The 26,966-nt window shown below is 36.1% G+C and carries 21 protein-coding genes; 17 read left to right on the forward strand and 4 right to left on the reverse strand.

Features of this window, described 5'->3' with window-relative positions; all coding sequences use genetic code 11:
* Nucleotides 1-239 precede the first annotated feature (239 nt).
* From ftsE to QQS35_RS02130, 5 genes are all read left to right on the forward strand, one after another.
* The gene (ftsE, locus tag QQS35_RS02110) at nt 240-926 is read left to right on the forward strand and encodes a cell division ATP-binding protein FtsE (RefSeq protein WP_285930110.1); all 687 of its coding nucleotides are present in this window, start codon (nt 240-242) and stop codon (nt 924-926) included.
* Nucleotides 916-1,809, forward strand: a complete 894-nt coding sequence (gene ftsX / locus QQS35_RS02115) for a permease-like cell division protein FtsX (protein WP_285930111.1) — start codon at nt 916-918, stop codon at nt 1,807-1,809. Before ftsE ends, ftsX begins: the two co-directional genes overlap by 11 nt.
* A 55-nt stretch (nt 1,810-1,864) precedes the next feature.
* On the forward strand, nt 1,865-3,304 hold the full coding sequence (locus QQS35_RS02120) for a murein hydrolase activator EnvC family protein (RefSeq protein WP_285930112.1): 1,440 nt from the start codon (nt 1,865-1,867) through the stop codon (nt 3,302-3,304).
* Between the two features lie 140 nt (nt 3,305-3,444).
* Nucleotides 3,445-4,935, forward strand: coding sequence for a S41 family peptidase (locus QQS35_RS02125; protein WP_285930220.1), 1,491 nt, complete (start codon nt 3,445-3,447; stop codon nt 4,933-4,935).
* A 183-nt stretch (nt 4,936-5,118) separates the two neighbouring features.
* The gene (locus tag QQS35_RS02130; RefSeq protein ID WP_285930113.1) at nt 5,119-6,318 is read left to right on the forward strand and encodes a PDZ domain-containing protein; all 1,200 of its coding nucleotides are present in this window, start codon (nt 5,119-5,121) and stop codon (nt 6,316-6,318) included.
* 284 nt (nt 6,319-6,602) lie between these two features.
* Here the strand turns inward: QQS35_RS02130 and QQS35_RS02135 are convergent, their stop codons facing one another.
* On the reverse strand, nt 6,603-6,773 hold the full coding sequence (locus QQS35_RS02135; RefSeq protein ID WP_285930114.1) for a hypothetical protein: 171 nt from the start codon (nt 6,771-6,773) through the stop codon (nt 6,603-6,605).
* 237 nt (nt 6,774-7,010) lie between these two features.
* On the opposite strand from QQS35_RS02135, the gene QQS35_RS02140 reads away from it, so the two are divergent.
* The 4 genes from QQS35_RS02140 to QQS35_RS02155 all read left to right on the forward strand — a co-directional run bounded on the left by QQS35_RS02140 (nt 7,011) and on the right by QQS35_RS02155 (nt 11,546).
* Nucleotides 7,011-7,574 (forward strand): GNAT family N-acetyltransferase, encoded by a 564-nt coding sequence (locus QQS35_RS02140; protein ID WP_285930115.1) that lies wholly within the window; start codon nt 7,011-7,013, stop codon nt 7,572-7,574.
* Between the two features lie 463 nt (nt 7,575-8,037).
* Nucleotides 8,038-9,162, forward strand: a complete 1,125-nt coding sequence (gene yfkAB, locus QQS35_RS02145; RefSeq protein WP_285930116.1) for a radical SAM/CxCxxxxC motif protein YfkAB — start codon at nt 8,038-8,040, stop codon at nt 9,160-9,162.
* 581 nt (nt 9,163-9,743) lie between these two features.
* The gene (locus tag QQS35_RS02150; protein WP_285930117.1) at nt 9,744-10,388 is read left to right on the forward strand and encodes a GTP pyrophosphokinase; all 645 of its coding nucleotides are present in this window, start codon (nt 9,744-9,746) and stop codon (nt 10,386-10,388) included.
* Nucleotides 10,389-10,658: 270 nt separating this feature from the next.
* Nucleotides 10,659-11,546 carry a diacylglycerol/lipid kinase family protein gene (locus QQS35_RS02155; protein ID WP_285930118.1) on the forward strand — a complete coding sequence of 296 codons (888 nt, stop codon included), beginning with the start codon at nt 10,659-10,661 and terminating at the stop codon, nt 11,544-11,546.
* 40 nt (nt 11,547-11,586) lie between these two features.
* Here QQS35_RS02155 and QQS35_RS02160 read toward each other — a convergent pair whose 3' ends face one another.
* Nucleotides 11,587-14,814: a DEAD/DEAH box helicase gene (locus QQS35_RS02160; RefSeq protein WP_285930119.1), complete on the reverse strand. Its 3,228-nt coding sequence runs from the start codon at nt 14,812-14,814 to the stop codon at nt 11,587-11,589.
* Nucleotides 14,815-15,180: 366 nt separating this feature from the next.
* On the opposite strand from QQS35_RS02160, the gene QQS35_RS02165 reads away from it, so the two are divergent.
* Entirely contained in the window at nt 15,181-16,773 is a 1,593-nt protein-coding gene (locus tag QQS35_RS02165) for a peptide chain release factor 3 (RefSeq protein ID WP_285930120.1), read from the forward strand.
* A 214-nt stretch (nt 16,774-16,987) separates the two neighbouring features.
* On the opposite strand, the gene QQS35_RS02170 is transcribed toward QQS35_RS02165, so the two are convergent.
* The gene (locus QQS35_RS02170) at nt 16,988-17,779 is read right to left on the reverse strand and encodes a FixH family protein (RefSeq protein ID WP_285930121.1); all 792 of its coding nucleotides are present in this window, start codon (nt 17,777-17,779) and stop codon (nt 16,988-16,990) included.
* 259 nt (nt 17,780-18,038) lie between these two features.
* Here QQS35_RS02170 and uvrB point away from each other — a divergent pair, with 259 nt between their 5' ends.
* Both uvrB and uvrA read left to right on the forward strand, forming a co-directional pair.
* Nucleotides 18,039-20,021: an excinuclease ABC subunit UvrB gene (gene uvrB, locus QQS35_RS02175; protein WP_285930122.1), complete on the forward strand. Its 1,983-nt coding sequence runs from the start codon at nt 18,039-18,041 to the stop codon at nt 20,019-20,021.
* 6 nt (nt 20,022-20,027) lie between these two features.
* Nucleotides 20,028-22,904: an excinuclease ABC subunit UvrA gene (gene uvrA, locus QQS35_RS02180; protein WP_285930123.1), complete on the forward strand. Its 2,877-nt coding sequence runs from the start codon at nt 20,028-20,030 to the stop codon at nt 22,902-22,904.
* A gap of 389 nt (nt 22,905-23,293) precedes the next feature.
* On the opposite strand, the gene QQS35_RS02185 is transcribed toward uvrA, so the two are convergent.
* On the reverse strand, nt 23,294-23,557 hold the full coding sequence (locus QQS35_RS02185) for a CPCC family cysteine-rich protein (RefSeq protein WP_285930124.1): 264 nt from the start codon (nt 23,555-23,557) through the stop codon (nt 23,294-23,296).
* A 313-nt stretch (nt 23,558-23,870) separates the two neighbouring features.
* On the opposite strand from QQS35_RS02185, the gene QQS35_RS02190 reads away from it, so the two are divergent.
* The 5 genes from QQS35_RS02190 to QQS35_RS02210 all read left to right on the forward strand — a co-directional run bounded on the left by QQS35_RS02190 (nt 23,871) and on the right by QQS35_RS02210 (nt 26,834).
* Entirely contained in the window at nt 23,871-24,224 is a 354-nt protein-coding gene (locus QQS35_RS02190; RefSeq protein WP_285930125.1) for a YojF family protein, read from the forward strand.
* A gap of 210 nt (nt 24,225-24,434) precedes the next feature.
* A complete protein-coding gene (gene bshB2 / locus QQS35_RS02195; RefSeq protein ID WP_285930127.1) occupies nt 24,435-25,091 on the forward strand; it encodes a bacillithiol biosynthesis deacetylase BshB2 in 657 nt (218 codons plus the stop codon).
* A gap of 74 nt (nt 25,092-25,165) precedes the next feature.
* Nucleotides 25,166-26,260 carry a DUF4097 family beta strand repeat-containing protein gene (locus tag QQS35_RS02200; protein WP_285930128.1) on the forward strand — a complete coding sequence of 365 codons (1,095 nt, stop codon included), beginning with the start codon at nt 25,166-25,168 and terminating at the stop codon, nt 26,258-26,260.
* An 11-nt stretch (nt 26,261-26,271) separates the two neighbouring features.
* Nucleotides 26,272-26,472: a PspC domain-containing protein gene (locus QQS35_RS02205; protein ID WP_285930129.1), complete on the forward strand. Its 201-nt coding sequence runs from the start codon at nt 26,272-26,274 to the stop codon at nt 26,470-26,472.
* Nucleotides 26,472-26,834 carry a phage holin family protein gene (locus QQS35_RS02210; RefSeq protein WP_285930130.1) on the forward strand — a complete coding sequence of 121 codons (363 nt, stop codon included), beginning with the start codon at nt 26,472-26,474 and terminating at the stop codon, nt 26,832-26,834. Before QQS35_RS02205 ends, QQS35_RS02210 begins: the two co-directional genes overlap by 1 nt.
* Nucleotides 26,835-26,966 lie beyond the last annotated feature (132 nt).

Raw genomic sequence — 26,966 nt, forward strand, 5'->3', positions numbered from 1 at the left:
TATCTCTTAGTTGCGCAAACTCTTTTCCTATTTATTCTATCAAAACAACATTGTAGAAAAATTACCAAAACGTTACAAAAATTGAAATATAAATGTAATAAAAAAGGGGCTAAACAAACTCGAAATAGATGTTATAATATAAAAGAACTGTTTATTCGACAGAAGTTGCAGATTTTTTTCTAACAAGAATTAAGTATCAACGAGAATATAAACATAATAGAAAATAAGGTGATTAATATATGATAGATATGCAGGGAGTATATAAAACATATCCTAATGGTGTAATAGCGATAAATGGTATTGATGTTACCATTGAACAGGGAGAATTTGTTTATATCGTTGGACCAAGTGGCGCAGGAAAATCTACTTTCATTAAATTGATTTTTCGTGAAGAAAAGCCAACGAAAGGTTCTATCACGGTAAATGGAAAAGACGTGTTGAAATTAAAATGGAAGCAAATACCATATTTGCGTCGAGATATAGGTGTTGTGTACCAAGATTTTAAGTTACTCCCAAAAATGACAGTCTATGAAAATGTCGCTTTTGCGTTAGAAGTAATAGGAGAAACTCCTAAAACAATACGAAAACGCGTAATGGAAGTACTAGATTTAGTAGGATTAAAAAATAAAGCTCGTTTTATTCCAGATGAATTATCAGGTGGCGAACAACAACGTATTTCGATTGCCAGAGCAATTGTCAACTATCCGAAGCTACTAATTGCGGACGAGCCTACGGGTAACTTAGACCCGGATACATCTTGGGAGATTATGAGAATTTTGGAAGAAATAAATGCAGGTGGTACGACAGTGATCATGGCTACGCACAGTAAAGAAATTGTTAACACGATTAAAAAGCGCGTCATTGCGATCGAAGACGGCTTAATCGCACGTGACCAACATCGAGGGGAATATGGCTATGAAGTTTAGAACGATGAAAAGGCACTTTCGAGAAGGTGCAAAAAATATATGGCGTAATAGTTGGATGACAATAGCTTCGGTAGGTGCAGTAACAACCACACTAGTATTAGTTGGAGCATTTCTTGCTTTGATGTTAAACCTGAGTCATATCGCAGGTAATCTGGAAGAAGATGTAGAAATTAAAGCCTTTGTCGATTTGACAGCTGAACAAGCAGAAATCGATGCAATAGGAGCAGAAATTGAAGAAATATCTGAAGTATCACTCGTAGAGTTCTCGACAAAAGAAGAGGAACTTGAAGGTTTAATTGAAAGCATGGGGGATGAAGGTCAAGTTTGGGAGTTATACGAACAAGATAACCCATTAAGCCATGCATATATCGTTAAGACAACCGATCCACTTGATACGGTTTCCGTGGCTTCTCAGATTGAAGCCATTGAGAACGTTGAAAAAGTAAATTATGGACAAGATGTTGTACAAAACCTATTTACGTTTAATAACTACGCTAGAAATATTGGCTTGGTATTAATCATTGGACTAGTATTTACCGCGATCTTCCTAATTTCAAATACAATTAAAATTACGATTATGGCAAGAAGAAAAGAAATTGAAATTATGAAGCTTGTCGGTGCTACAAATGGATTTATCCGTTGGCCTTTCTTTGTTGAAGGTTTATTACTAGGAGTGTTAGGAAGTATTATTCCAATCGCAGCAATAGTAACAGGATATTATTACTTATCAAACAATGTAAGTTCCTTAACCCAATTTGAGTTTGTAGAATTATTATCCTTTAACCCATTTGCATGGCAATTGTCATTACTTATTTTAGCTATTGGAGCAAGTATTGGTGTTTGGGGCAGCGTGATGAGTGTCCGTAAATTCTTGAAAGTATAATATATAAACAAATAGATAGATTACTAGATTTAAACAGTGGGAAGGGGAAAGTTGAATGAAAAGGTTAATATCTTACTTCGTTATCATCACCGTAATTGTTGCAGCATTAATCCCAGCGTCGTCTCCAGTATTGGCAGCTAATAGTATTAGTGGTATTAAAGAGGAGATAAAAGGTTTAAAAGAAGAACAAGACAAAATTAATAGTGAACAAAATAGTATAAATAATAAAGCGGCAGAAGCTGAAAAAAAGATTGAAGAAAATCTTGCAGAACAAGATGAAGTAAATGAAGAAATTTCGTCCCTTACGAGTGAGCTTGAAAAAACACAAGCACAATTGTCTACAAAAGAAAACGAAATTGCAGCAACAAATAATGAAATTCAATTAACTGAAAAAGAAATTGAATTAACGAAAGCAGAAATTGAGCAACTTAAAGTAGAAATTACAGAGTTGCAGAAAAGAATTGAAACACGCGAAGAACTATTAAAAAATCGCTTGCGAGCTATCCAACAAAATGGTGGAGAAATTAGCTATTTGGAAGTGATTATGGGCGCTCAAAATTTTGGTGATTTCTTAAATAGAGCTACCGCAGTTACAAAAATTATGGATCAGGATAAAGGCATCATGGAAGCACATATGGATGATAAAACTGATTTAGAAGATAAAAAAGGGGAAGTTGAAGAAAAGAAGGTTTCCTTAGATGAGAAACAAGACAATTTAGTTGCTACCAAAGCATCTCTTGAAAATCAAAAACAAGAATTAGCTTCGATTCAAGCAACCCTAAACACGCAAAAGTCAGAACAAGAAGGCTTAATGGCAAACTTAGAACATGAACATGAAGAATTAGAAGAATATAAAATGTCTGTTGCCGAAGAACAAGATTTACTTAGAAGTCAAGAAGCTTCGATTAAATCAGCAATGGCACAAGCACAGCAACAACAACAAGAATTAGAGCAGTTAGCTGCAGAAAAAGCACGTCAGGAAGAAGCGGCACGTCAAGCAGCAGCAAATAGTGGTTCAAATGGTTCGAGCGATAGTAGTGGTTCAAGTGCTGATAGTGGTGGTTCTACAGCTACACAACCTTCATCTGGTGGAGGAAATAGCATGTTCATCTGGCCTTCTTCAGGTAGAACGAGTTCGCATTTTAGATCACCTAGCAGACCAGGGCATCACGGCTTGGATATTGCTAAATCAGGCACAGTACCAGTTGTGGCTGCAGCTGCTGGTACAGTAATGAAAGCTGGTTGGTCTAATAGCTACGGAAATGTTGTCTATATTACTCATTATCTAAATGGACAAATATATACAACTGTGTACGCACATTTAAGGTCAGCTCCAATGGTTTCAACTGGTCAGTCTGTTACACAAAATCAGAAGTTAGGAAATATGGGTAATACCGGAAATTCATTTGGTCAGCATTTACACTTTGAAATTCATAAAGGTGCATGGAATATGTCGAAATCAAATGCTGTTAACCCACTTAGCTATCTACCATAAAAAAAACTAGACATGATTTGGACAAGTATTGCATAATATAAGTAAAGAAAAGGGCATCGCACGATTTGTTGTGATGCCTTTTTGTGCAATACATAGTAGAATAGGCAACAGGATGAAACAAATTGATTGAGGTGAAGTCTGTGAATATAAAAAAGAGTTATATTGTTTTAATTATTGTTGCAGCTTTATTTATAGGTGCATTAGGTTCTTATGCAGGAGTGAAGCTTGCGCAATCCGAACAACCATCTTCAAACGAAACAACAGAAGACCAAGCCTCAGAAGAAATTACCGAGGAGCAGCTAAATGAGTTAACAGCTGGCGTATCTGATACGGAAAGTATCTCTAAAGTACTACAGGCACTAAATACAATTCAGGACAATTATCTTGAAGAAGTTGATGAATCTGAATTAATAGAAGGTGCTGTACAAGGCATGCTAGATACTTTAGAAGATCCATACAGTGTCTATATGGATAAAGAAACGGTTGAAGAGTTTAACCATCAAATTGAATCTTCCTTTGAAGGTATTGGTGCAGAAGTAAGTATGGTAGAGGGGAAAGTTACCATCATTGCCCCAATAAAAGAATCCCCTGCTGAAGAAGCTGGATTAAAGCCTAATGATCAAATTTTAAAAGTGAATGATGAAAGTGTTGAAGGGCTTGAGCTTTATGATGCAGTCTCGAAAATTCGGGGGGAACAAGGGACAGAGGTTGTGTTAGAGATACAACGACCAGGTGTAACAGATCCAATTACTGTGGAATTAATACGTGATGATATTCCACTGGAAACTGTGTACTCGGAAGTGAAGGAAGTAGATGGTAAGAAAGCTGGTATTATTGAGATTACTTCCTTTTCTGAGAAAACAGCAGACAGATTTAAAGAGGAATTGATCAGTTTAGAAGACGAAGGAATAGAAGGACTTGTGATTGATGTTCGAGGCAATCCTGGTGGTTTGTTACCGGTTGTTGAAGACATATTAAAAGTCTTTATCACAAAAGATACACCATATGTTCAGATTGAAGATAGAAATGGAGAAAAGTCTCGTTATTTTTCTGAATTAGAAGAACCAAAGGATTATCCAATTAATGTTTTAATTGACGAAGGTAGTGCTTCTGCTTCTGAAATTCTTGCTGTAGCAATGAAAGAGGCAGGCAACTCTGAAGTCGTTGGTGCTACTAGTTTTGGTAAGGGAACTGTTCAACAAACAATTCCTATGGGTGATGGTAGCACGATTAAATTAACACTATTTAAATGGTTATCTCCGGACGGTAACTGGATTAATGAAGTAGGGGTAGAACCTACGATAGAAGTGAAACAACCTGATTATTTTTATACGAATCCAATTCAACTAAAAGAATCAGAAACATTGGCATTTAATCAAAGTAATGAAAAGATTGCTAATGCACAGACGATGCTAAAAGGACTGGATTATAACCCAGGTAGAGAAGATGGTTTTTACAGTCAAGAAACGGTAGAAGCTGTTAAGCAATACCAAGCAGATCAGGACATGGATGTAACCGGCGAAATCAATGAGCTTACAGCAGAAAGATTGCAAACAAGTATTGTGGAAGTAATAAGAAGTGGTGAAGATGATAGACAGGAAACAAGGGCACTAGAAGCATTGTTTCAGTAACTAATAAATGATCCGCGAGTCTGTTCGCGGGTCATTTATGCTATTCTACATATATAATTTTTTACATAAAAAATGTGAATACATCCTATAAACTTTAGTATAAAAGCAGGAATATGATTGCAAATATCGAAGTAATGATACATACATGAAGTATGTCTTTTAGGTGTTGGAAGGAGTATAAAGATGGATGATTGGTTGATTGAATTAGCAAAAGGGCTAGGCAGACTTTTTTTATCCCCTTTATTTTATTGGTTCTTTATACTAACATTTCTAGCTTCTGCAGCTAGAATAAAAAAAGAAAGAACTCATTTTGGTTCAAAGATTTTCGACACGTTTTACGAAGCAAAACATACATGGTTTATTGCGCTCATTAGCGGTATTCTATTATCAGTTCTAGCTATTGGTGTAGGTGTGCTATTTAGTTATCCAGTAATTTTGTTATTATCATTTGTTACTATTTTATTTTCGATAACTAGAAAATTTTCATTACTGTCTTCGGCTTATGTGTTTGGTTTTACATACATTATGTTGTTGATTTTACCAACGTATTTGGCTGATTATATTCCTGATTACTGGTTAGAACAATTACAGCAACTAGATTTAGTTAGCTTTACTACGTTGTTAGGCCTGTTTCTAGTGATAGAAGCAATAATCATGATGCGGATTGATCAAAACAATACATTACCAGAGCTTATTAAAGGAAAACGTGGAAAATGGCTTGGTCAACACCGTATAAAAAAAATAGCAATGATTCCTTTATTTACACTAATTCCAGATGGTACGATTGTTTCATTTGCTGACTGGTGGCCAGTATTTCATGTGAATGGGGAAAGTTATGGTTTAATGTTGTTCCCAGTTATTATCGGATTTGAGCACGTCATTAGAGGTTCATTACCAATCAAAGCAATTCGAAGTTTAAGTCATTGGATCTTAATATTAGGATTAGTAACGATAGGGATTTCCATTGCAGGATACTACTTACCACTACTCACGTTAGTTAGTGTTGCAATTGCAATTATTGGAAGAGAATTTATTTCTTATCGCTTCCGTTTAAAAGATCAATTAAAGAAACCTTTCTTTAGCCCAGAGTCAGCAGGAGTATTGGTTCTTGGTGTTATTCCAGGCACTCCAGCAGAAAGCATCGATTTATTAGTTGGGGAAAGAATTATGAAGGTTAACGGTAAACCTGTTTCAAGTGAGGATGAATTTTATCAAGCGTTACAAGCGAATAGTGCATACTGTAAATTAGATATAAGGGACGTACGAGGAGAGCTTCGCTTTGCCCAACGTGCGCTATATCAAGGAGAGCATCATGAGCTAGGCATCCTATTTGCAAAAGAACATTATCTCAAAAAAGAAAAGAAATCAAAGAAAATAGATTAATTATATTAAAAAGCATCGCATTTGCGGTGCTTTTTGTATGAACTAAAACAACAGATCAGCTGTTTGTAATATATTTTATCAACAAACTGCTGCGTCAATTTAAATGAAGTAATTCGCATTATTAACTTAATTTACAGATTAAATTTATTACATGTTTGCCTCGTATTATTTAGAATTCGACTTTTTCAAAATGACTGCCTGAGCAGGTGCTAAATCTGGAATGTTTTTTATGCTTAGTTCATATTTAATTCCATCAATAAATAGGGTAGAAATCTTATTGCTAGTCACATTTTAAACATGGAGATTGTTTCTACTTTTCTTCCTTCTTTTTCAAGGTGTGAGACAACCGCATAATGAAACTTCTGAGGCTCTTCATACCACTTATACCATACATCTAATTCAAATCGAATGATATTATCTGTCTCCAATAAGCGTTTAATGAACTTTTTAATCACAGTTACCCATCCCCCCCCCATCCCATTTCGTATCATATTGTTAATCTGTTTTAAAGAATGATGACTCTCTAATTCGGTACTACTTTCAGAGATAAGACAATTTATCGCAAACTTTTAAAACAAATTGATAGCTTTTTTACTCGGGTTGGAACCTGTTGCGAAATATTGTTTATTTTTCGATATAAACTAGTATACTGTTAATTATTAAATTTAAAAATACTAAAAGAGGCGATATTTATGAATCCAATTATGCTTGATTTCCCAAACCGATTTGAAACAGAACGCTTATCTATTAGATTACCACTCCCTGGTGATGGTGAAGCTGTTTATAATTCAATAGAGGCTTCTATTGAAGACTTGAGAGATTGGTTACCATTTGCACAAAAACAACAAAGTAAAGAGCAAGTGGAAGTAAATATCCGTGAAGCACATATTAACTTTTTAAATCGTGAAGATTTACGCTTGCTGATTTTTTTAAAGGAAACGGGTGATTTAGTCGGTTCATCTGGCCTACATCGAATCGATTGGAATGTACCAAAATTTGAGATTGGTTATTGGATTGATTCTCGCTTTAGTGGAAAAGGTTATATGTCAGAAGCAGTTGAAGGAATTACATCGTTTGCTTTTGATCATCTACATGCCAAGCGAGTTGAAATTCGTTGTGATGCAGTTAACTATAAAAGTAAAGCAATACCCGAAAAATTAAACTATCAACTTGAAGGCATCCTACGAAATGAAGATCGTTCCGTCGATGGTAGTGAACTCCGAGATACATGTGTCTATGCTAAGATTAGAGATTGATTTATTGTTAGGCTGTTAGTGGTGGGTAGAAGGATATGCCCGTTCGATTCAGTTATATGAACTTTTTAACCGGCTTTATGCCCTTTGCAACTTGTTATTTGCCCGCGGGATTTATATATATGAACTTTCAATCTAAGTATTTGCTCGTTCGGTCGTGGCATATGCCCATTCATCATGGCATTTGGCTGAACCACCGCAGGAAATTCCCACACCTAGGTATATGCGCTCGTTAGACGGTGGGATATGCCTACCAGACCCAGATAAATGCTCGTTCACTTGTATATGCCCACTTAAGTGGTTGTATGCTCGTTTGGTCGTAGGATATGCCCACAACCCCGGCCGATATGCCCGCCAGATCCAAATAAATAAACTTTCAATCTACGTATATGCTCGTTCGGCTTGTGTGATAGAATGAGAGAGGCATTATCCTCATTACCTGAGGTGGAAAGGATGTTTCATATATATGAATACAAAAACTGAGCTTCGTACACTTACCCCATCCTATGATCCTTGGGAGGCTTATATGGATGTTGAACAATATGGCAAGATGACTTTATCTAATATTGAATTTACTACGACTACATTGTGTAACATGCGTTGTGCACACTGTGCTGTTGGCTACACACTCCAAAATCGCGATCCAGAGGCGCTTCCGATTGAATTATTTATAAAGCGTTTAGATGAAATTCCTAATCTTAGAACACTTAGTATTACTGGTGGAGAGCCAATGATGTCAAAAAAATCAGTTCGAAACTATGTGGTTCCTTTACTAAAGTATGCGCATGAGCGTGGTGTAAGGACACAAATGAATTCTAATTTAACGTTACCATCTAGTCGTTATGAGGAGATTATTCCGTTTCTTGATGTTCTACATATTTCTCATAACTGGGGGACGATAGAAGAGTTTACCGAGACAGGGTTTGCAAGGATGGACCGCAAGCCTACCAAAGAAAATAGACAAAAGTATTTTGATCGAATGGTGGAGAACTCACAATTGTTATCCAGTCGGGGTGTGATGGTATCTGCAGAGACAATGTTAAATAAGCGGACATATCCTTATCTAGAAAAGATTCATGATCATGTGATTGAGATGGGTTGTGCACGCCATGAGATTCATCCGATGTACCCGGTAGACTTTGCAAGTAACTTAGAAACGTTAAATTTAGATGAAACTCGAACAGCTATCAAAAGGTTATTGGATCATCGACAAGAAAATGTTTGGATGTTGTTTGGTACATTACCATTTTATCCGTGTAGTTCTTCTAATCAGGATTTAAATCTGCTGCAACGATTGTACAATGAAAAAAATGTTACGGTAAGAAATGATCCGGATGGACGTTCTCGATTAAATGTAAATATTTTTTCTGGTGAAGTTATTGTGACTGATTTTGGAGATGAACCACCTCTTGGTAATATTCAACAAACATCTTTACCAGATGCTTATCAACGATGGATGCACACAAAAACTGCAAAAAGTTTAAATTGTCATTGCCCTGCAGTAAAGTGCTTAGGCCCAAATGTGTTAGTGAAAAACACGTACTATCCAGAAGTTGACTTTCAACAAAGAAAAACGAATATTAGCTTGTAATCAAAGCAAAAAAAGCAGTTCAATTGAACATAATTGGACTGCTTTTTCTGTTGATTTAACAAAGGTTGAATGGATACGATGGTAAAATAACTAAACTTTATCAAATAAAACACAGGAACTTCATATTTTCATCACATATATCAATTTGTTGTAGGAGAACTGTCCGAGAGCGAGCTATACTTTTTAAAAAGTGGTGCACAGGTAAAAGAACTGAGTGAAGAAAATCATCATTAGGTAGAGTGTCTCTTTCCTGTCACTTAATGACTGCAATGTCATGGGAGCAGTTAGGGAGTTTGGGATTAACCGCTCCTATGATAGCCTTTGCTAGGATTCCATCAATAACAGTCTTTTTAAAAACAACTGTTTATATAAAAGTATCTTCTTATCTAATGAAACTTCTACTACCTATATTTCGTATTATGTATGTAAGGCTTATTAGATTCTATATGTAAAATAGTACATAACTCGAAAAAAACTAAACAGGTGACAATTATCGTAACAATGGAAAACAACACGGTTTCTTAAAATTATGGTGATATAATTTATATGTTAACAAACTGTTTTGGAAAGGTTGATGCAGTATGAATAGTTTTCAAGATAACTTTAACGAATGGAAAAACGGACTATTGATTTATAAATTTGCGCTTGATGAAATAAATACTAAATTAAATATTCTAAATGAAGAATTTCAATTCATTCACAATCACAACCCAATTGAACACATTAAATCCCGAATTAAAGATCCGGAAAGTATTATTAGAAAGTTAAAGCGCAAGGGTCTACCTGTTACACTAGAAAATGCAAGAGCTAATCTTAATGATATCGCAGGAATTCGAGTTACTTGTTCGTTTGTACGAGACATTTACAAGATTTATGAAATGATTACTACCCAAGATGATATTAAAACGATTAAAGTAAAGGATTATATTAAGAATGCAAAAGAGAATGGCTATCGTAGTTTGCATATAATCTTAGAAGTACCTGTGTTTCTAGCGGACCGGACGGAATATGTACCAGTTGAAATTCAGGTTCGAACGATTGCTATGGATACGTGGGCAAGTTTAGAACATAAAATATTTTACAAATTTGATCAAGATATCCCTGAAATACTCAAGCAAGAATTAAAGTTAGCAGCAGATACAGTAACAGCTTTGGATGATAAAATGGAGTATATTAACACGGAAGTGGATAAGATTAAAGTTACTTCTAAAGTCCCCAGCGTATAATAATAGTAGATAACAAAATAGGCCTAATTCTGTTCAATTTTTGAATTAGGCCTATTTTATTGCTAATGAAATGAGAATAAAATAGCTAATTAAGTTAAAAGTTATTTGTAATAGCCTCAAAAGTAACCCAACCATATACTTCACCAACTTGGAAGCAAAGAACCGTCCCCTGCTTCCAAATAGATTAGTTGTTTATTTGTGTTAACTTACGGGAATTGAAGGATAATACATAATAAAGTTAACTTGAAAGAAACGAAAGGATGCGAAGAAATGAAGCGTGTTGCGATTATTTTTAATCCAGCATCAGGAAAAGGCAAACTAGATCAGTATAAGGATAAAATAATGAGTGAATTAACTGATACTTTTGCTGAGGTAAATGTCTATTATACGGAACAACCTGGTGATGGGAAGGAAATTGTAGAAAGAGTCGCCAACGAAGTTGATATCATTATTGCAGCTGGTGGTGATGGAACAGTAAATGAAATTGTTAATGCCCTATGTCCGCTTGAAAATAGACCTGCTTTCGCAATAATTCCAGGTGGTACAAGCAATGACTTTTCTAGAGCTGTTGGGATGAACCAGAATCCATTAAAAGCTACCGAACAACTAACAGAGATGACATTAGAAAAAGTCGATGTAGGTCAAACAGATAAAAACTATTTTCTCAACTTTTGGGGAATTGGTTTAATTACACATGTTGCCTCTAATGTTGATTCGCAAATAAAAGACCGGTACGGCCGATTTGCGTATTATTTACGGACGGCCCAAACAATGGGAAAAGCCCAACCCTTTCATCTAAAGCTTGAAGCAGACAACTTTAGCTTTGATGATGAAGCGGCTATGCTCGTAGTTGGAAATGGAACGTTTACTGCGGGTGTCCAAGCTTTTTTTCCAAAAGGAGATGTACAAGATGGCATGCTTGATGTGCTTTTAATTAAGGAAACTTCTGTCCAAGTATTTTGGAAAATGCTTCAATCGAAAATGGCTAATCAACCGACACAAGAGGAAGGTTATATTTATTTCCAAACAAAAAAATTAAGCGTGTCAGCTACACCAGAACAACTTGTCGATTGTGATGGAGAACGTCGATGTTCAACGCCATCTGATATTACTGTCCTACCAAAACATTTGACGATGCTGGTTGGTAATTTAAATTAATACATAATAAACTCCCAAGCGTTTGCTTGGGAGTTTAATTTTATATTTGTACTTCCAATAGCTGTCTTAATTCTTTTTCTGATAGTTTAGATAGCATCGTTTCTCCAGGTTGAATGATTTGATCGACAAGCTCACGTTTCTTTTGCTGCAGCTCATAAATCTTTTCTTCAATCGTACCCTCGGTGATCATCCGAATAATTTGTACCACTTTCTTTTGCCCGATTCGGTGTGCACGACCTGCTGCTTGTTCTTCAACCGCAGGATTCCACCAAAGATCATATAAAATAACTGTATCTGCTCCGGTTAAATTCAGTCCAGTCCCACCAGCTTTTAAGGAAATAAGAAAGACAGACTTCTCCCCGTTATTAAAAGCATCAACCATATCAATTCGTTTTTCAGACGGGGTAGATCCATCTAAATAAAATGTGTCATAGCCCTCGTCTTGTAGACTCGTATTGATTATTTTTAGCATGCTTGAAAACTGAGAGAAGATTAATGCGCGTTTACCGCTATTTTTAAGCTCTTCCACTAGCTCTTTTAATTGTTCTAGCTTTCCTGATTGGCCACTGTAATTTTCCAAAAATAACGATGGATGACAACAGATTTGGCGTAGGCGGGTTAATCCAGCTAAGATTTCAAGTTTGCCTTTTTCAAAACCTTTTTCTTGAATCGTTTCGGTAATCCTTTGTTGCATTTGATCTACATAAGCCATGTACACTTCTTTTTGGTTCTTCGTTAAATCAGAGTATTGTACGGTTTCAATCTTATCAGGCAGTTCATCTAATACATCTTTCTTTAAACGCCGTAAAATAAATGGACGAGTAATCTTGGAAATATAGGCATGATCTAAATTCAAGAATGCCTTTTTGTTGCCAAATAGACCAGGCGAAATCGTATAAAATAGCGACCATAATTCATCAAGTGAGTTTTCAATTGGTGTACCACTTAATGCAAAACGTTGCGTAGCACTTATTGAACGGACTGCTTTTGCTGTTTGTGTTAAATGGTTTTTTATCGCTTGTGCTTCATCAAGTATGAGTGCATCAAAATGAGATTTTTCATATAAATCAACATCCTTACGTAGCAATGGATAAGATGTAATAAATACATCGACATCATCATTGTTATCTTCTGTTATTAAGTTTCGGCGCTGATTTTTATTGCCGATAATGATTTTTGTCGTCATCGAAGGGGCAAATTTTTCAAACTCCTTTTTCCAGTTATACAATAAAGATGCCGGCGCAACGACTATGCTTGGTGATTTCCTATCACGTGCTTGTTTTTCTGCTAGTAAATAGGTAATAGTTTGAAGTGTCTTTCCAAGACCCATGTCATCGGCTAGGATTCCACCCAGATGATAATGAGATAGAGTTCTTAGCCATTGGTAGCCAACAAACTGATAGTCTCTTAGCTCTGCTTGTATGCCATCAGGTAATGGAAAATTTAGTTCAGTTGGTTGTTTTAACTCTGTTAATAATTGCCTGAATGATTGACTATATTGAGCGCTTGAACTATTTAATGTATCTTCTATTTGGAAACTGCGTGCTGCTGGAACTTGCAGGTGCCCTTGATCGATTTTATTTTTATTTAACTGTAGTTGATCAGCCAGGTCATAAAAGGACTCAAATGCTTCACCTTGAAGCGAAAGAAGTGCACCGTTTGGAATTCGGTAGTATCGCTTTTTTTCAATCATAGCTTGAAGCACGTCTTGCACATCTGATTGTGAGATTCCTTCTATATCAAAATGTATATCGAGCATGCCGCGATTGGTATCTACATTTACGTTTGAAATTAGCTCAGGCTTTTGTTCGACAATCATTGTTTTTACTTCATCAGAAACGTACACAGTAGCTAATCTTTCTAAATCTGCGATGGTCTCATTGATAAATGTGTATATGGCATCATTTTTAAATAATTGAAACTGCTTATTTAAATAAACAAATTCTGCCTTTTCTAGTAGTTCGAGAATTCGCATTTCCCTGGATATATCTCTTTTAATCACCGAATCATTGGACGAACTATCCACATAAGGTCGTACGATTCTATTGCCATAGTGAAATTCTACTTTAGCCATTAAAGCATTTTTTTGTTCTTCCACATACACTTTCGCTCGGAGTGGAGCAACCGTAATCGTATCTTTTGTTTTTTCGGAATAGTTAACGGTTCCGATTTTTTCTAATTTAGGAACGACATTTGTAATAAATGATTCTATTTTATCTCTACTAATATCGTGCGTTTGTTTTGTCCGATATGGTAAGAGTGCATAAAGTTGGTCGATTATTTTATGTTGTTCTTCTGTCAATCGATAAAATACACCTTGTTTAACTAAATAGCCATAACTACTTAAGAAAGTGAATTCAGAAAGTGCAGAAATATCAATATTATAGTGTTCCTCTGTTTGACTATCTAATTTGAAATCAAGATGATCGATTTCATCTCGAAGTGATACACCAGCTACTACTTCTCCGTCATATGATTTATAAAAACCTGCCTGCGCACTAATATTATCAATTAAGTTATCAGCCATTCCTGGTGGGATAATGATGGTACGTTTATCATGGAGTGGGTTTGAAAAGGAATTTTCAAAAAGCGACTCATTTTCATAGGCAGTTAAAATCATTTTGATGATTTCTTTATCGTTATCACTAAATTCGTGGTACTTCGGATCATAAGCAAACTTAGCTGTTAATGCGTATGTTTTTGCTTTTTTTATATGAACAAGAAACTCTCGTATGTTTTTAATGACATATAATTTCTTTATACCTATTTTCAATTCTACTTCTAAGAACGACATCGAATTGTGTGGGTTAATTCTACTTCCAATGATATATTCTACTTCTAACTGTTCCTTATTTGAGGAGAACTCTCGTTTATCATTAGAAAATACATCTAGGATTCTTGTTGTAAATGTATCATTGGGAACAGTTGTAGCTTTTTTTTGTGGTACCAGTTGTGCTTGTTTATTCGTGTTCAAGTTATTCCAAGAGTCTTGTCCAATTGCCAATAATACAGCAGCAATATGCTTGCATGTAAAATGGGTAGCATAGGCAGGACAATCACAACTTGCTTCTAGTTCATCATTTTCAAAGAAAAAGATTCTAACGCTATATGATTCCGTTCCTCGAACATATCCACGCCACGAATTTATCGACGGATTGTAGCTTAAACCATGGACGCGTCCTTGTTTGAAATAATTGTATCCTCTTTTATAAAAACGTTCGCCAGTAATTCGAACGATATCTTGTTTGTCTAAGAAAAAGGTTCGCAACGTTAATCCCTACCCTTGGTGAATTGACATACATCCTTACATTATAACAAATGTTGCAAGCAATCTGCTAATCGGTTTTTATTATGCTGAAAAAATTGATTTGTTGATGTTTAAATTAACCGAAATATATAAGTGTAGACGTATATAAAAGTCCCATTGTCATAGGTATGGCTCGCTAAGATATAGTTGACTTTATCGCGGTTAACGTGCTATTTTTACTATCGTGAACAAAAAATAATCGATTGAAATTACAATTAAATTCATATAGATAATTAAAGGAGTATTATTCCAATGTAAACACAAATCCCGGATAAACATAGATTGATGATTTACGTATTATAATTGAATAGATTGGAAGGGATTTTTATGTCAATAAAAGATGAAGCAAATAGACGGAAGACGTTTGCGATTATTTCGCACCCGGATGCCGGGAAAACAACACTTACTGAAAAGTTATTATTATTTGGAAACTTAATTCGTTCAGCAGGAACGGTTAAAGGTAAAAAGTCAGGGAAATTTGCAACATCGGATTGGATGGAGATTGAAAAACAACGTGGTATCTCTGTTACATCCAGTGTAATGAATTTTCCATACCGTGATTATCAAGTGAATATTTTAGATACACCAGGGCACGAAGATTTCAGTGAAGATACTTATCGTACATTAACTGCAGTGGATAGTGTTGTTATGATTATTGATGCAACAAAAGGGATTGAAGCACAGACAATTAAGTTGTTTAAGGTTTGTCGAATGCGCGGAATTCCAATATTTACGTTTATTAATAAGTTAGACCGTGAAGGCCGAGAGCCGTTAGATCTTTTAGAAGAAATTGAACAAGTATTAGATATTGAAACATTCCCAATGAATTGGCCTGTCGGTATGGGAAAACGTTTCTTAGGTATTTTTGATCGCCATAACAAGCAATTTGTTAAGTATAACGGGAATGAAGAAGAAACCTATATTCCTTACGATCAATTAGATTCACCAGAACATGAAGAACTTGTTTCAAGTGCTACGTATCAAGAGACTTCAGATGAACTGGAGTTACTTGACGAAGCAGGGGATGACTATTCACTGGAAGCTGTCTTAAAAGGGGAACAAACACCAGTATTCTTTGGAAGTGCTTTGGCACCATTTGGCGTTCAAACTTTTTTCGATACGTTTATTGATATGGCTCCTAACCCAACACCAAGAAAATCAACCGATGGATTAGTGAACCCTGAAACAGAAGAATTTTCAGGATTCATTTTCAAAATTCAAGCTAATATGAACCCAGCTCACCGTGATCGGGTTGCTTTCTTACGTGTTTGTTCTGGAAAATTTGAACGTGGCATGAATGTGAAATTAGCTAGAACAGATAAATTGTTTAAGCTATCGCAAACCCAACAATTTGTTGCATCATCTAGGGATACCGTTGAAGTTGCTTATCCTGGGGACATAATCGGCATTTATGATCCAAATATTTACCGAATTGGTGACACACTAGTGGAAGGCAAAGATAGTTTTGAATATGATGAATTGCCGCAATTTCCACCTGAATTGTTTAAAAAAGTGACAGCGAAAAACGTCATGAAAGCAAAGCAATTTAGAAAAGGAATTGAACAGCTCGTACAAGAGGGAGCAATTCAGTTATTTAGAGGTTATCCTATGGAATCATTTATCATCGGTGCTGTAGGTGAACTACAGTATGAGGTATTTGAATACCGCATGAAAAATGAGTATAACGTCGAAGTCATGCTCGAGTCGATGGGTGAACGAATCCCGCGTTGGCTAAAAAAAGAGCAAGTTGATACGAAGCTATTCGATGAGCGTAATTTGTTAGTCAAAGACCGTGAAGATGAATTTCTCGTTTTATTTAAAAATGATTTTGCCTTAAGATGGTTTGAGGATAAACATCCAAAAATTGATTTGATTGATCTATTTGAAGTAAATCAATACGATCAAAGCTATGCTAAATAATTTAAAAAAGGACTTCCGATTTAGGAAGTCCTTTTTCTTAGCTAGGAAATTATAGATTTAGTGTCCTGTGGAAAACTGACTATTGCATGTGCCACGTCCAGCTACAGCGCCTACCCCCTCGAGGTCTTAAGACAAACATCTTTGTGGTAAATAGCACCACATAGGGTTTGTCTTAAGCTTGTCGGGGGTGAGCAAGGCGCTTGCGCTTTTGTTCTTATTCAACGGTAATTGTTTTTTCTTGATGGTCGTGCAAATCTTCTTTTTCGACATGGATCACAATGGTATAGTCACCTTTTAATGAAAAGGTCACAGATCCACTATATTGTCCTGCTTCCTTTTCAGTTAAATCGACCCATGCATCGTCTGAATCGGTCGTGTGTTTTATTTCTAAGGAAACATTAGCATCAGTAAGTGCTTCCTCATTGTTCGCTACTTGTACTGAAATAGTTTGATTTGTTCCGGATGAGAAACCATCCTTATTTTCCAATTCCATCGTTAAGCCATGATCATGGTGAGACGCTTCTCCATGATCGTGATCCGATGTCTCATGGTCGGCATGACTTTCTTGTTCATTCTCTTGTTCAACTGTTTCATCTGGACTTGGATTTCCTACAATAATTTCTGTTTTAGGCATATTATGCATTTGACGTGCGGTTACGTGTGATTGTACTTGGTATGTTGCTTCCCCATTAAATGCCATCATTAACCTGTAAACACCGTCGCCTTGATGTTCTCCTTCAATCATTTTAGATGTGTCTTTAGAACCTTCTTCCCAAACTTCAAACATAACTTCATCTGCATCTTCAACCGCTTCCCCGTCTTGAGTGACAATCGCATCAATCGTTGCTTCCACACCAACATCAATTTGTTCAGGGGCCTCTAAAGTAACTTCAATTGGCATAATAGCTTCTTCCGTTTCGTTTCCGTTCGTTGTATTATCTTCATCTGCTTGCCCACATGCTGCAAGTAAACTAGCAGTAATAAGAAGTGATAACATGTGTTTCATTAATTAGCGCTTCCTTTCTTTGGTTACCTATTTTTACAATTGTATCCAACTTTGATTATAAATAATATCTTTTTAAACCACAATGTATAATAAGTTAAAATTGTTACAGAGTTAGTACATATTTCTATCAATAAATTAGCATGTCATGATAGGCTAGTAAAAAATAAAGTTTTAAAACGAATGTTTGTTCGTATATTTGTTTGTTTTATAGTATAATGTGGTAAAATATAGTTTAAATAGATGAACGGAGGGTTGCATCGTGGATAATACGTTTAACTTAGTTGCCCAGTATCAACCAGAAGGTGACCAGCCAAAGGCGATTGCAGAATTGGTTGATGGCATTAAAGCAGGGAAAAGACACCAAACACTGCTTGGTGCAACTGGTACAGGAAAAACATTTACGATGTCTAATGTAATAAAGGAAATAAACAAACCAACATTAGTGATTGCTCACAATAAAACACTAGCAGGGCAATTATATAGTGAATTCAAAGAGTTTTTTCCAGATAACGCCGTAGAATATTTTGTTAGTTATTATGATTACTATCAGCCAGAAGCTTATGTTCCTTCCACAGATACATTTATTGAGAAGGACGCAAGCATAAATGATGAGATAGATAAATTACGACACTCGGCAACATCTTCCTTATTTGAACGGAAAGATGTATTAATTGTCGCGAGTGTTTCGTGTATATATGGTTTAGGTTCTCCGGAAGAGTATGGAAAACAAGTGCTATCGATTCGCACTGGAATGGAAAAAGACCGAGATCAGCTATTACGAAATCTAGTAGATATTCAATACGCTCGTAACGATATCGACTTTCAACGTGGTACTTTTCGTGTTCGTGGTGATTCGGTAGAAATCATTCCAGCATCGCGCGAAGAGCATTGTCTTCGTGTTGAGTTTTTTGGAGATGAAATCGACCGGATACGGGAAGTGGATGCATTAACAGGAGAAATTATTGGCGATCGAGAACATATTGCTATTTTCCCTGCCTCCCACTTCGTAACGGGTGAAGAAAAGTTAAAGGTAGCAATGAAAAATATCGAAAACGAGCTTAATATTCGTTTAAAAGAGTTAAGAGAACAAAATAAATTACTTGAAGCCCAACGAATTGAACAACGTACAAACTATGACCTGGAAATGATGGGAGAAATGGGCTTTTGTTCCGGGATTGAAAACTACTCAAGACACTTAACATTACGTGAGCCTGGTTCGACTCCATACACGTTATTAGATTACTTTCCAGATGACTTTTTGATTGTTGTGGATGAATCCCATGTTACATTACCGCAAGTTCGTGGTATGTATAACGGAGACCAGGCAAGAAAACAAGTCTTGGTTGATCATGGTTTTAGGCTTCCATCAGCAATGGACAACCGTCCATTAACGTTTAAAGAGTTTGAGAAGAAGGCAAGTCAGTTTGTGTTTGTATCTGCTACACCAGGCCCGTATGAATTAGAACATACACCAAAAATGACAGAGCAAATCATTAGACCAACTGGTTTACTTGACCCAGAAATAGAAATTCGACCAATTGAAGGTCAAATTGATGATCTAATTGGTGAGATAAATAAACGAGTTGATCGAAACGAACGGGTACTTGTAACGACCTTAACGAAAAGAATGTCCGAGGATCTAACCGATTATTTGAAAGAAGTTGGTATAAAGGTTGCTTATCTTCACTCGGAAATAAAAACGTTAGAACGAATTGAAATTATTCGTGAGTTACGTGTTGGCAAATATGATGTGTTAGTAGGAATCAACTTACTTAGAGAAGGACTTGATATTCCAGAAGTCTCACTCGTAACCATTTTAGATGCCGATAAAGAAGGATTTTTACGTTCTGAACGGTCGTTAATACAAACAATGGGCCGGGCTGCGCGTAACGAAAATGGTCGAGTTATCATGTATGCAAACAAAATTACTGATTCGATGCAAAAGGCGATTGATGAAACCACCCGTCGTCGTGAAAAACAACAGGCCCATAATGAAGAACATGGAATCACACCGACAACAATTAAGAAAGAAGTACGTGATGTGATTCGTGCGACTGTAGCAGCTGAAGATACAGAAACATACAAAGAGAAAACACCTAAGTTAAGCAATTTAACGAAGAAAGAAAAAGATAAAATGATTGAACAAATGGAAAAAGAAATGAAGAAAGCAGCTCGTGAACTTGATTTCGAAAAAGCTGCAGAACTTCGTGACTTAGTATTGGAACTTAAAGCGGAAGGATGACCGTGAATGGCTAAAAAGGCAATAACAGTCAAAGGGGCAAGAGCCCATAATTTGAAAAATATTGATATTGAAATCCCGAAAGACCAATTAGTTGTACTGACTGGTTTATCTGGTTCCGGTAAATCTTCTCTGGCATTTGATACGATTTATGCGGAAGGTCAACGACGTTATGTTGAATCTTTGTCCGCCTATGCAAGACAGTTTCTTGGTCAAATGGACAAACCTGATGTCGATTCCATTGAAGGATTATCTCCTGCAATATCGATTGATCAAAAAACAACAAGCAAAAACCCAAGATCTACGGTAGGTACTGTAACAGAGATTTATGATTATATCCGTTTACTCTTTGCACGAATTGGACATCCAACGTGTCCAAAACATGGTGTGGAAATTAAGTCACAAACGATACAACAAATGGTTGACCGAATCTTGCAATATCCAGAAAGAACGAAGCTGCAAATATTAGCACCTGTTGTTTCCGGACGAAAAGGTGAACACGTAAAAGTGTTAGAAAAGCTTCAAAAAGAAGGTTACGTAAGAATTCGTGTCGATGGCGAAATGCGAGAAGTTACCGAAGATATCGATTTGGAAAAAAATAAAAAGCATTCGATTGAAGTAGTAGTGGATCGTATCGTTGTGAAGGAAGGTATTGCTTCTCGCTTAACCGATTCTTTAGAAACAGCACTTGGCCTAGGAGAAGGTAAAGTGATTGTTGATGTAATGGGCGAGGAAGAGCTGATGTTCAATGAACACCACGCTTGTCCAATTTGTGGTTTCTCGATTGGTGACATGGAACCACGGTTGTTCTCTTTTAATAGTCCATACGGTGCATGTGGTCGGTGTGACGGGTTAGGTACACAACTAGAGGTGGATATGGAGCTTGTTATTCCTGATTGGGAACTGTCACTAAAAGAAGGAGCAATTGTTGCATGGGAACCGACTAGCTCGCAGTATTATCCGAGGTTATTAGAAAGTGTTTGTACTCATTACGGGATAGACATGGAAGTGCCGATTAAACAATTACCACAAGATCACTTAGATAAAATATTACATGGTAGTGGGAAAGAAAAGATATTTTTCCGCTATGAAAATGACTTTGGTATGATCAGAGAAAATGAGATTATCTTTGAAGGTGTCGTTGCAAATATTGCTCGTCGTTATAAAGAAACAAGCTCAGATTACATCCGCGAACAAATGGAAAAATATATGGCACAAAAACCTTGTCCGAAGTGTAAAGGTTATCGCTTAAAAACAGAGGCCATGGCGGTACTTATAAATGGATTACATGTTGGTAAAGTTACCGAGATGTCTGTAATAGAAGCAAATGACTTCATTAATACATTGGATTTGAGTGAAAAAGAAAAGAAAATTGCTCAAATGATTGTAAAAGAAATAAGCGATCGATTGACGTTCTTAACCAACGTTGGCCTTGATTATTTAACATTATCGAGAGCTGCTGGAACCCTTTCAGGTGGTGAGGCTCAACGGATTCGTCTAGCAACTCAAATTGGTTCAGCGTTAACAGGGGTCCTTTATGTACTCGACGAACCATCGATTGGTTTACACCAAAGAGATAATGATCGTTTGATCGGTACGCTACAACGTATGAGGGATTTAGGAAATACGCTGATTGTAGTGGAACATGATGAGGATACAATGCTTGCGGCTGATTGGTTGATTGATATTGGTCCGGGAGCAGGGGAACATGGAGGATCGATTGTAGCGAGTGGTACCCCGGATAAAGTGATGAAGCATAAAAATTCACTAACTGGCCAATATTTATCTGGTAAAAAATTTATCCCACTTCCGTTAGAGCGTAGGCAACCATCAAATCGATTTATCGAAGTTATCGGTGCTGAGGAAAATAACTTAAAAAAAGTTAATGCAAAGATTCCTATTGGTATTCTAACTGCCATTACTGGTGTATCAGGTTCTGGTAAAAGTACGCTTATTAATGAAATTTTGCATAAATCCTTAGCGATGAAATTAAATCGAGCTAGGCAAAAACCAGGTAAACATAAAACGATTAAAGGTATTGAGCATCTAGAAAAAGTAATTGATATAGATCAATCACCAATTGGAAGAACACCAAGATCAAATCCAGCAACATACACTGGTGTGTTTGATGATATTCGTGATGTGTATGCTCAAACAAATGAAGCAAAAATTCGCGGCTATAAAAAAGGTCGGTTTAGTTTTAATGTAAAAGGTGGTCGTTGCGAGGCGTGTCGTGGTGACGGAATAATAAAAATCGAAATGCATTTCTTGCCAGATGTATATGTGCCATGTGAGGTTTGCCACGGCAAGCGTTATAATCGTGAAACATTAGAAATAAAGTATAAAGGTAAAAGTATTGCTGATGTCTTAAGTATGACAATCGAAGAATCACTAGATTTCTTCGCAAATATTCCTAAAATAAAACGGAAATTACAGACCGTTTATGATGTAGGTTTAGGATATATTCGACTTGGTCAACCAGCAACAACCCTATCAGGTGGAGAAGCACAACGGGTTAAGCTAGCTAGTGAATTACACCGAAGATCAACAGGTAAATCATTTTATATCCTTGATGAGCCAACGACAGGACTTCATGTTGATGACATTTCACGTTTACTAGAAGTGTTACAAAGATTAGTTGAGAACGGTGATACAGTACTGATTATTGAACACAATCTAGACGTCATAAAAGCTGCTGATTATATAATTGACCTTGGTCCAGAAGGCGGGGACAAAGGTGGACAAATAATTGCAACAGGAACACCAGAACAAGTAGCAGAAGCACCAAATTCGCATACGGGCACTTATTTAAAACCTATCTTAGAGCGCGACCGCAAAAGAATGGAAGAAAGAATGGAATCAAAAGAAAAGGTTAGTCAAAACTAATTAAGTTATTATACAAGAGAGACTGTCTAGCGCATACATGCAAGACAGTCTCTTTTTATTTTTAAAACTATTGCAGTTTTCTGAAGAAACTAGGAAGTTTCGTATTAAGTAATATAAAAAAACCACTTAGAATTCACCTTATATAATATATTGTTAATTTTTATAGTGTTTTTATTTTTTAGGCTATGTTAACGTGAAAATACGATATTCCCTAATGGTGATATTGTTCCTCTAAAAAAAGATGGTAATGCATAACCACAAACCTATTCAATATAGAAAGAATCAAGGTTAAACCGGTTTTCTAATTTGAGAAAATTGGTTTTTATTATCTTTAGAACCGTTTAGACGTAAAATTCATATTGCAGATAAGCACCTGTTACTTTAATAAGCTATAAGGGTTTCCAATTAAGGTCTTTCAAATCACTTTCATTTGGTTTTCTTACAAACTCAATACACCTTTTTTCACAAGCCCCAAATAAGATATAGTTTTTCTGTGCTTGCCTTAAGGAAGGGATATTTGCACCACCGCCAGAATCAGGGTCATCATATTGAACTCCATCATCTTCCCAAAAGCAGATACTACATATGTCATAAGTTCCAGGAGGTTCTTCATCTAATGTTTTATAGCCACAACATGGACAAGTATATTTCATTTAATCACCTCCATAATACCATTTACACTCTTCCACTAAACTGCTCCGTTGGATAAGAAGCAGTATTTATTTCGTGATTTTGATAACATAAGTCTATCATAACTTTCCATATTCCCCTTTTAATAATGGGTCTTTTTAAAAGTAAACTTCACTTCTATATAACTAGATACAAAACCCTACCAGAGAAATACGCTTTACACTAAAAGCAAGGTTAATCTTTTGACCAGTTGTGATTTTTTGGGTATGGTAAAAATAGATACAGTGTTGTTCAATAAAGCGATTTGAACATCCTTTGATGAGAAGAGGTAATCGAATGGAACAAATTACAATTGATCAAGTGCAAAAGCAATTAGAACGATTTTTAAATAAAGATGTATATGTACATTTAGAAACAACCAACGGTGCCTATGCTAGTCATAACAATGATAAAGCATATAATGTAGGCGCCTTTATTCGGAATGCACAAGTAAACTATAAACATGCCAAAATTGTCGGTAGTGGAAATGCATTTAGAGTAGGATTGAAATTGGACATTGGTTGGATATATGCAGAGGGACTTAGCCAGTATGAAGTTGATGATAACGACCGACTGCTAATGGCTGGTCATGACCGTGAAGGAAGATTGATGGTTGCACTAGAAATTAGTGAAACACCATTTACGTATTAATTAATAAGCTTAACCAGTGAAAAGTAATGTACCGAATTACAACTGCTGCTAGGGGCCAACCTGAACATTCATATTCGTATGCGATAGAGGTTCAGGAAGTATATTCAATTCCTTTGGAAAGCATCCCCTCCAGAGGAAATGAAACATAGCAATTACCGCGTAATTTATAGATTTTTAGTCAACAATTTTAAAAAGGAAGAAGTGAGTTTTGTGGAAAAACACGTAGTAGTCATTTATCCTCACCCAGATGATGAAGCATTTGGAGCATCAGGAACAATTACGAAATTCCGCGAACAAGGTGTGCCAGTTACTTACCTGTGTGGCACCCTAGGTGAAATGGGTAGGAATATGGGCAACCCGACATTTGCCAATCGTGAAACGTTACCAGAAGTTAGAAAAAAAGAATTAATCGATGCATGCAAAGTTTTAGATGTCGAACTAAAAATGTTAGGTTATCGAGACAAAACATTAGAGTTTGAATCAAGAGACGAGATTGCTGAACATTTGAAAGGTTTAATTGAAACAATTGAACCAAGTTTAGTTATCACACATTATCCAGGACATGCGGTTCACCCTGACCATGATGCACTAGGCGCAGCTGCTATTGAAGCAGTTAAACGTATCGAAACAAATCGTCGACCTAATGTATGGGCTCAAGCAATTAGCCGTAACCACTTGGAAGAATTAGGAGAGCCAGATATATCGATTGATATTTCACCATTTTTCAAGAAAAAAATGCAAACAATATTAGCACACCATTCGCAAGCACAGGGTGTACTAGGTAGTATGAACCCTGAAACGGATGATATTGAAGCCATTGCAAAGGAAAGACTAGGCAATGAACAGTTTTACACTTGGAATTTCTAAATGATTTCTTATATGAAATTCGTTGTTCTATGATGCTTAATCACTCCATATAAGACTGGTAAGGGGGTCCTAAGATGAATGAAGAGCAAAGAAAAATTTTAAAGATGGTAGAGGACGGAATTATTAGTTCTGAGGAAGCCGAAGAATTATTTGAAGCGTTAAACTATGCAGAACAGGAAAAAAAACAATCCTATGAACTAACAGAACAAGTTAAGTGGGACCAAGGTGAATCCTACCATTCCAATAGCAAAAAACAATCAAGTTCAAACAAAAAAGCTAAATTTCTCGGATTTATTGAAGAAGCTTTTAACAAAGTTAAAAATGTAGATTTGGATTTTAACTTTGGTACACACACAAATGTTTCACATATATATCATAGCCAACATGTAGATGTATCGAACATTGATATTGATATAGCAAACGGAAGTTTCACACTAACACCTTGGAATGAATCAGATGTAAGAGTGGAATGTGAAGCGAAAGTGTATCAGGTAAGTGATCAAAAACAAGGACGTTTAAAATTTTTGGAAGATTGTAGTTTTGATATTGTAGAAAATCGTCTGCAATTTAATTTGCCATCCAAACAAATTAAAACCGATGTAGTCATGAAAGTGCCTAGTAAATTGTATGAAAAAATTACGATTAAGTTGTTTAATGGCCCAATCGATGCGGGTAATATAAATACAAAGCATTTACATGCTAAGACAACTAATGGAGCTATTTCATTAAGCACAATTGATGCTGACCTACTGTATTTGGAGACAGCTAATGGTATGATAAAGCTTGATCAGTCAAATATTAAAGAAGTTGAGACAGAAACAATTAATGGCTCGATACGTTTGAATGGGAAGTATGAAGCTATCGATGCCCAAACGGTTAATGGGAGTATCCATTGTGTATGGGCAGATGCACAAACAAAAACAGGCTTCTTTAGAACTACAACAGGAAGTATTCGTTTAAGTGTTCCTCAACTAGTGAAAATTGAAGGTAAAGTAGAAAGTAATATTGGTCAAATTCACTGTAATTTAGATGATTATAATGTCTTGAATGAAACAAAGGAAGTTATAAAACGCTCGCTGCATTTTGAAGCAAATAATCAATTTTCATCATTACTCCATATCGAGGCAGAAACAAAGACTGGATCAGTATGGATTTTACCAAATGAGTGAGGAGGGTTATTTTGAAAAAAAGACTAGTTCGCTCAAAAAAAGAACGGATGCTAACCGGTGTGCTTGGAGGTATATCGGATTATTTTAACATAGATCCTACTATTGTACGCTTAGTCTTCTTTATTGCCATTCCATTTACGGCTGGTTTTCCATTAGTGTTTTTCTACATCGGTGCTGCTTTTATAATTCCTAAAGAAGAGGACGTTATTTAATGAAACGCTTATTACTCTCGCTCTTATTAAACGCAGTTGCCCTTATTGTTGTCGCTCAATTATTTGAATCTTTTCGTTTAGAAGGGTTTGGGACAGCGATTTTAGCTAGTATTATCTTATCGATTCTAAATGTAATTGTTAAGCCAATTTTAGTTGTGTTGACCTTGCCAATTACTTTTGTGACATTAGGGCTATTTCTATTTGTTATAAATGCGATTACGCTTATGATTACACAGGGTTTAATCGGTAGTGCTTTTGTAATTAATGGGTTCGGAACAGCTCTTATTGCCGCAGTAATCCTGTCGGTACTGAACTTGCTATTAAACAAACTTATAAGAGATACAGTGCTGTTAAATAAATAAAGTGATAGGGAAGCGTAGGTTTTACACCTGCGCTTTTGTATTGTCTAAACAATTATAAAAATTGCTAAATGTTGAACATGCAGAACAGCCACATCTAGTTCTAGCGCCTACCCGAACCAATCATCTATGTGG

Source organism: Aquibacillus rhizosphaerae (assembly GCF_030282825.1).
GTDB lineage: Bacteria > Bacillota > Bacilli > Bacillales > Amphibacillaceae > Aquibacillus_C > Aquibacillus_C rhizosphaerae.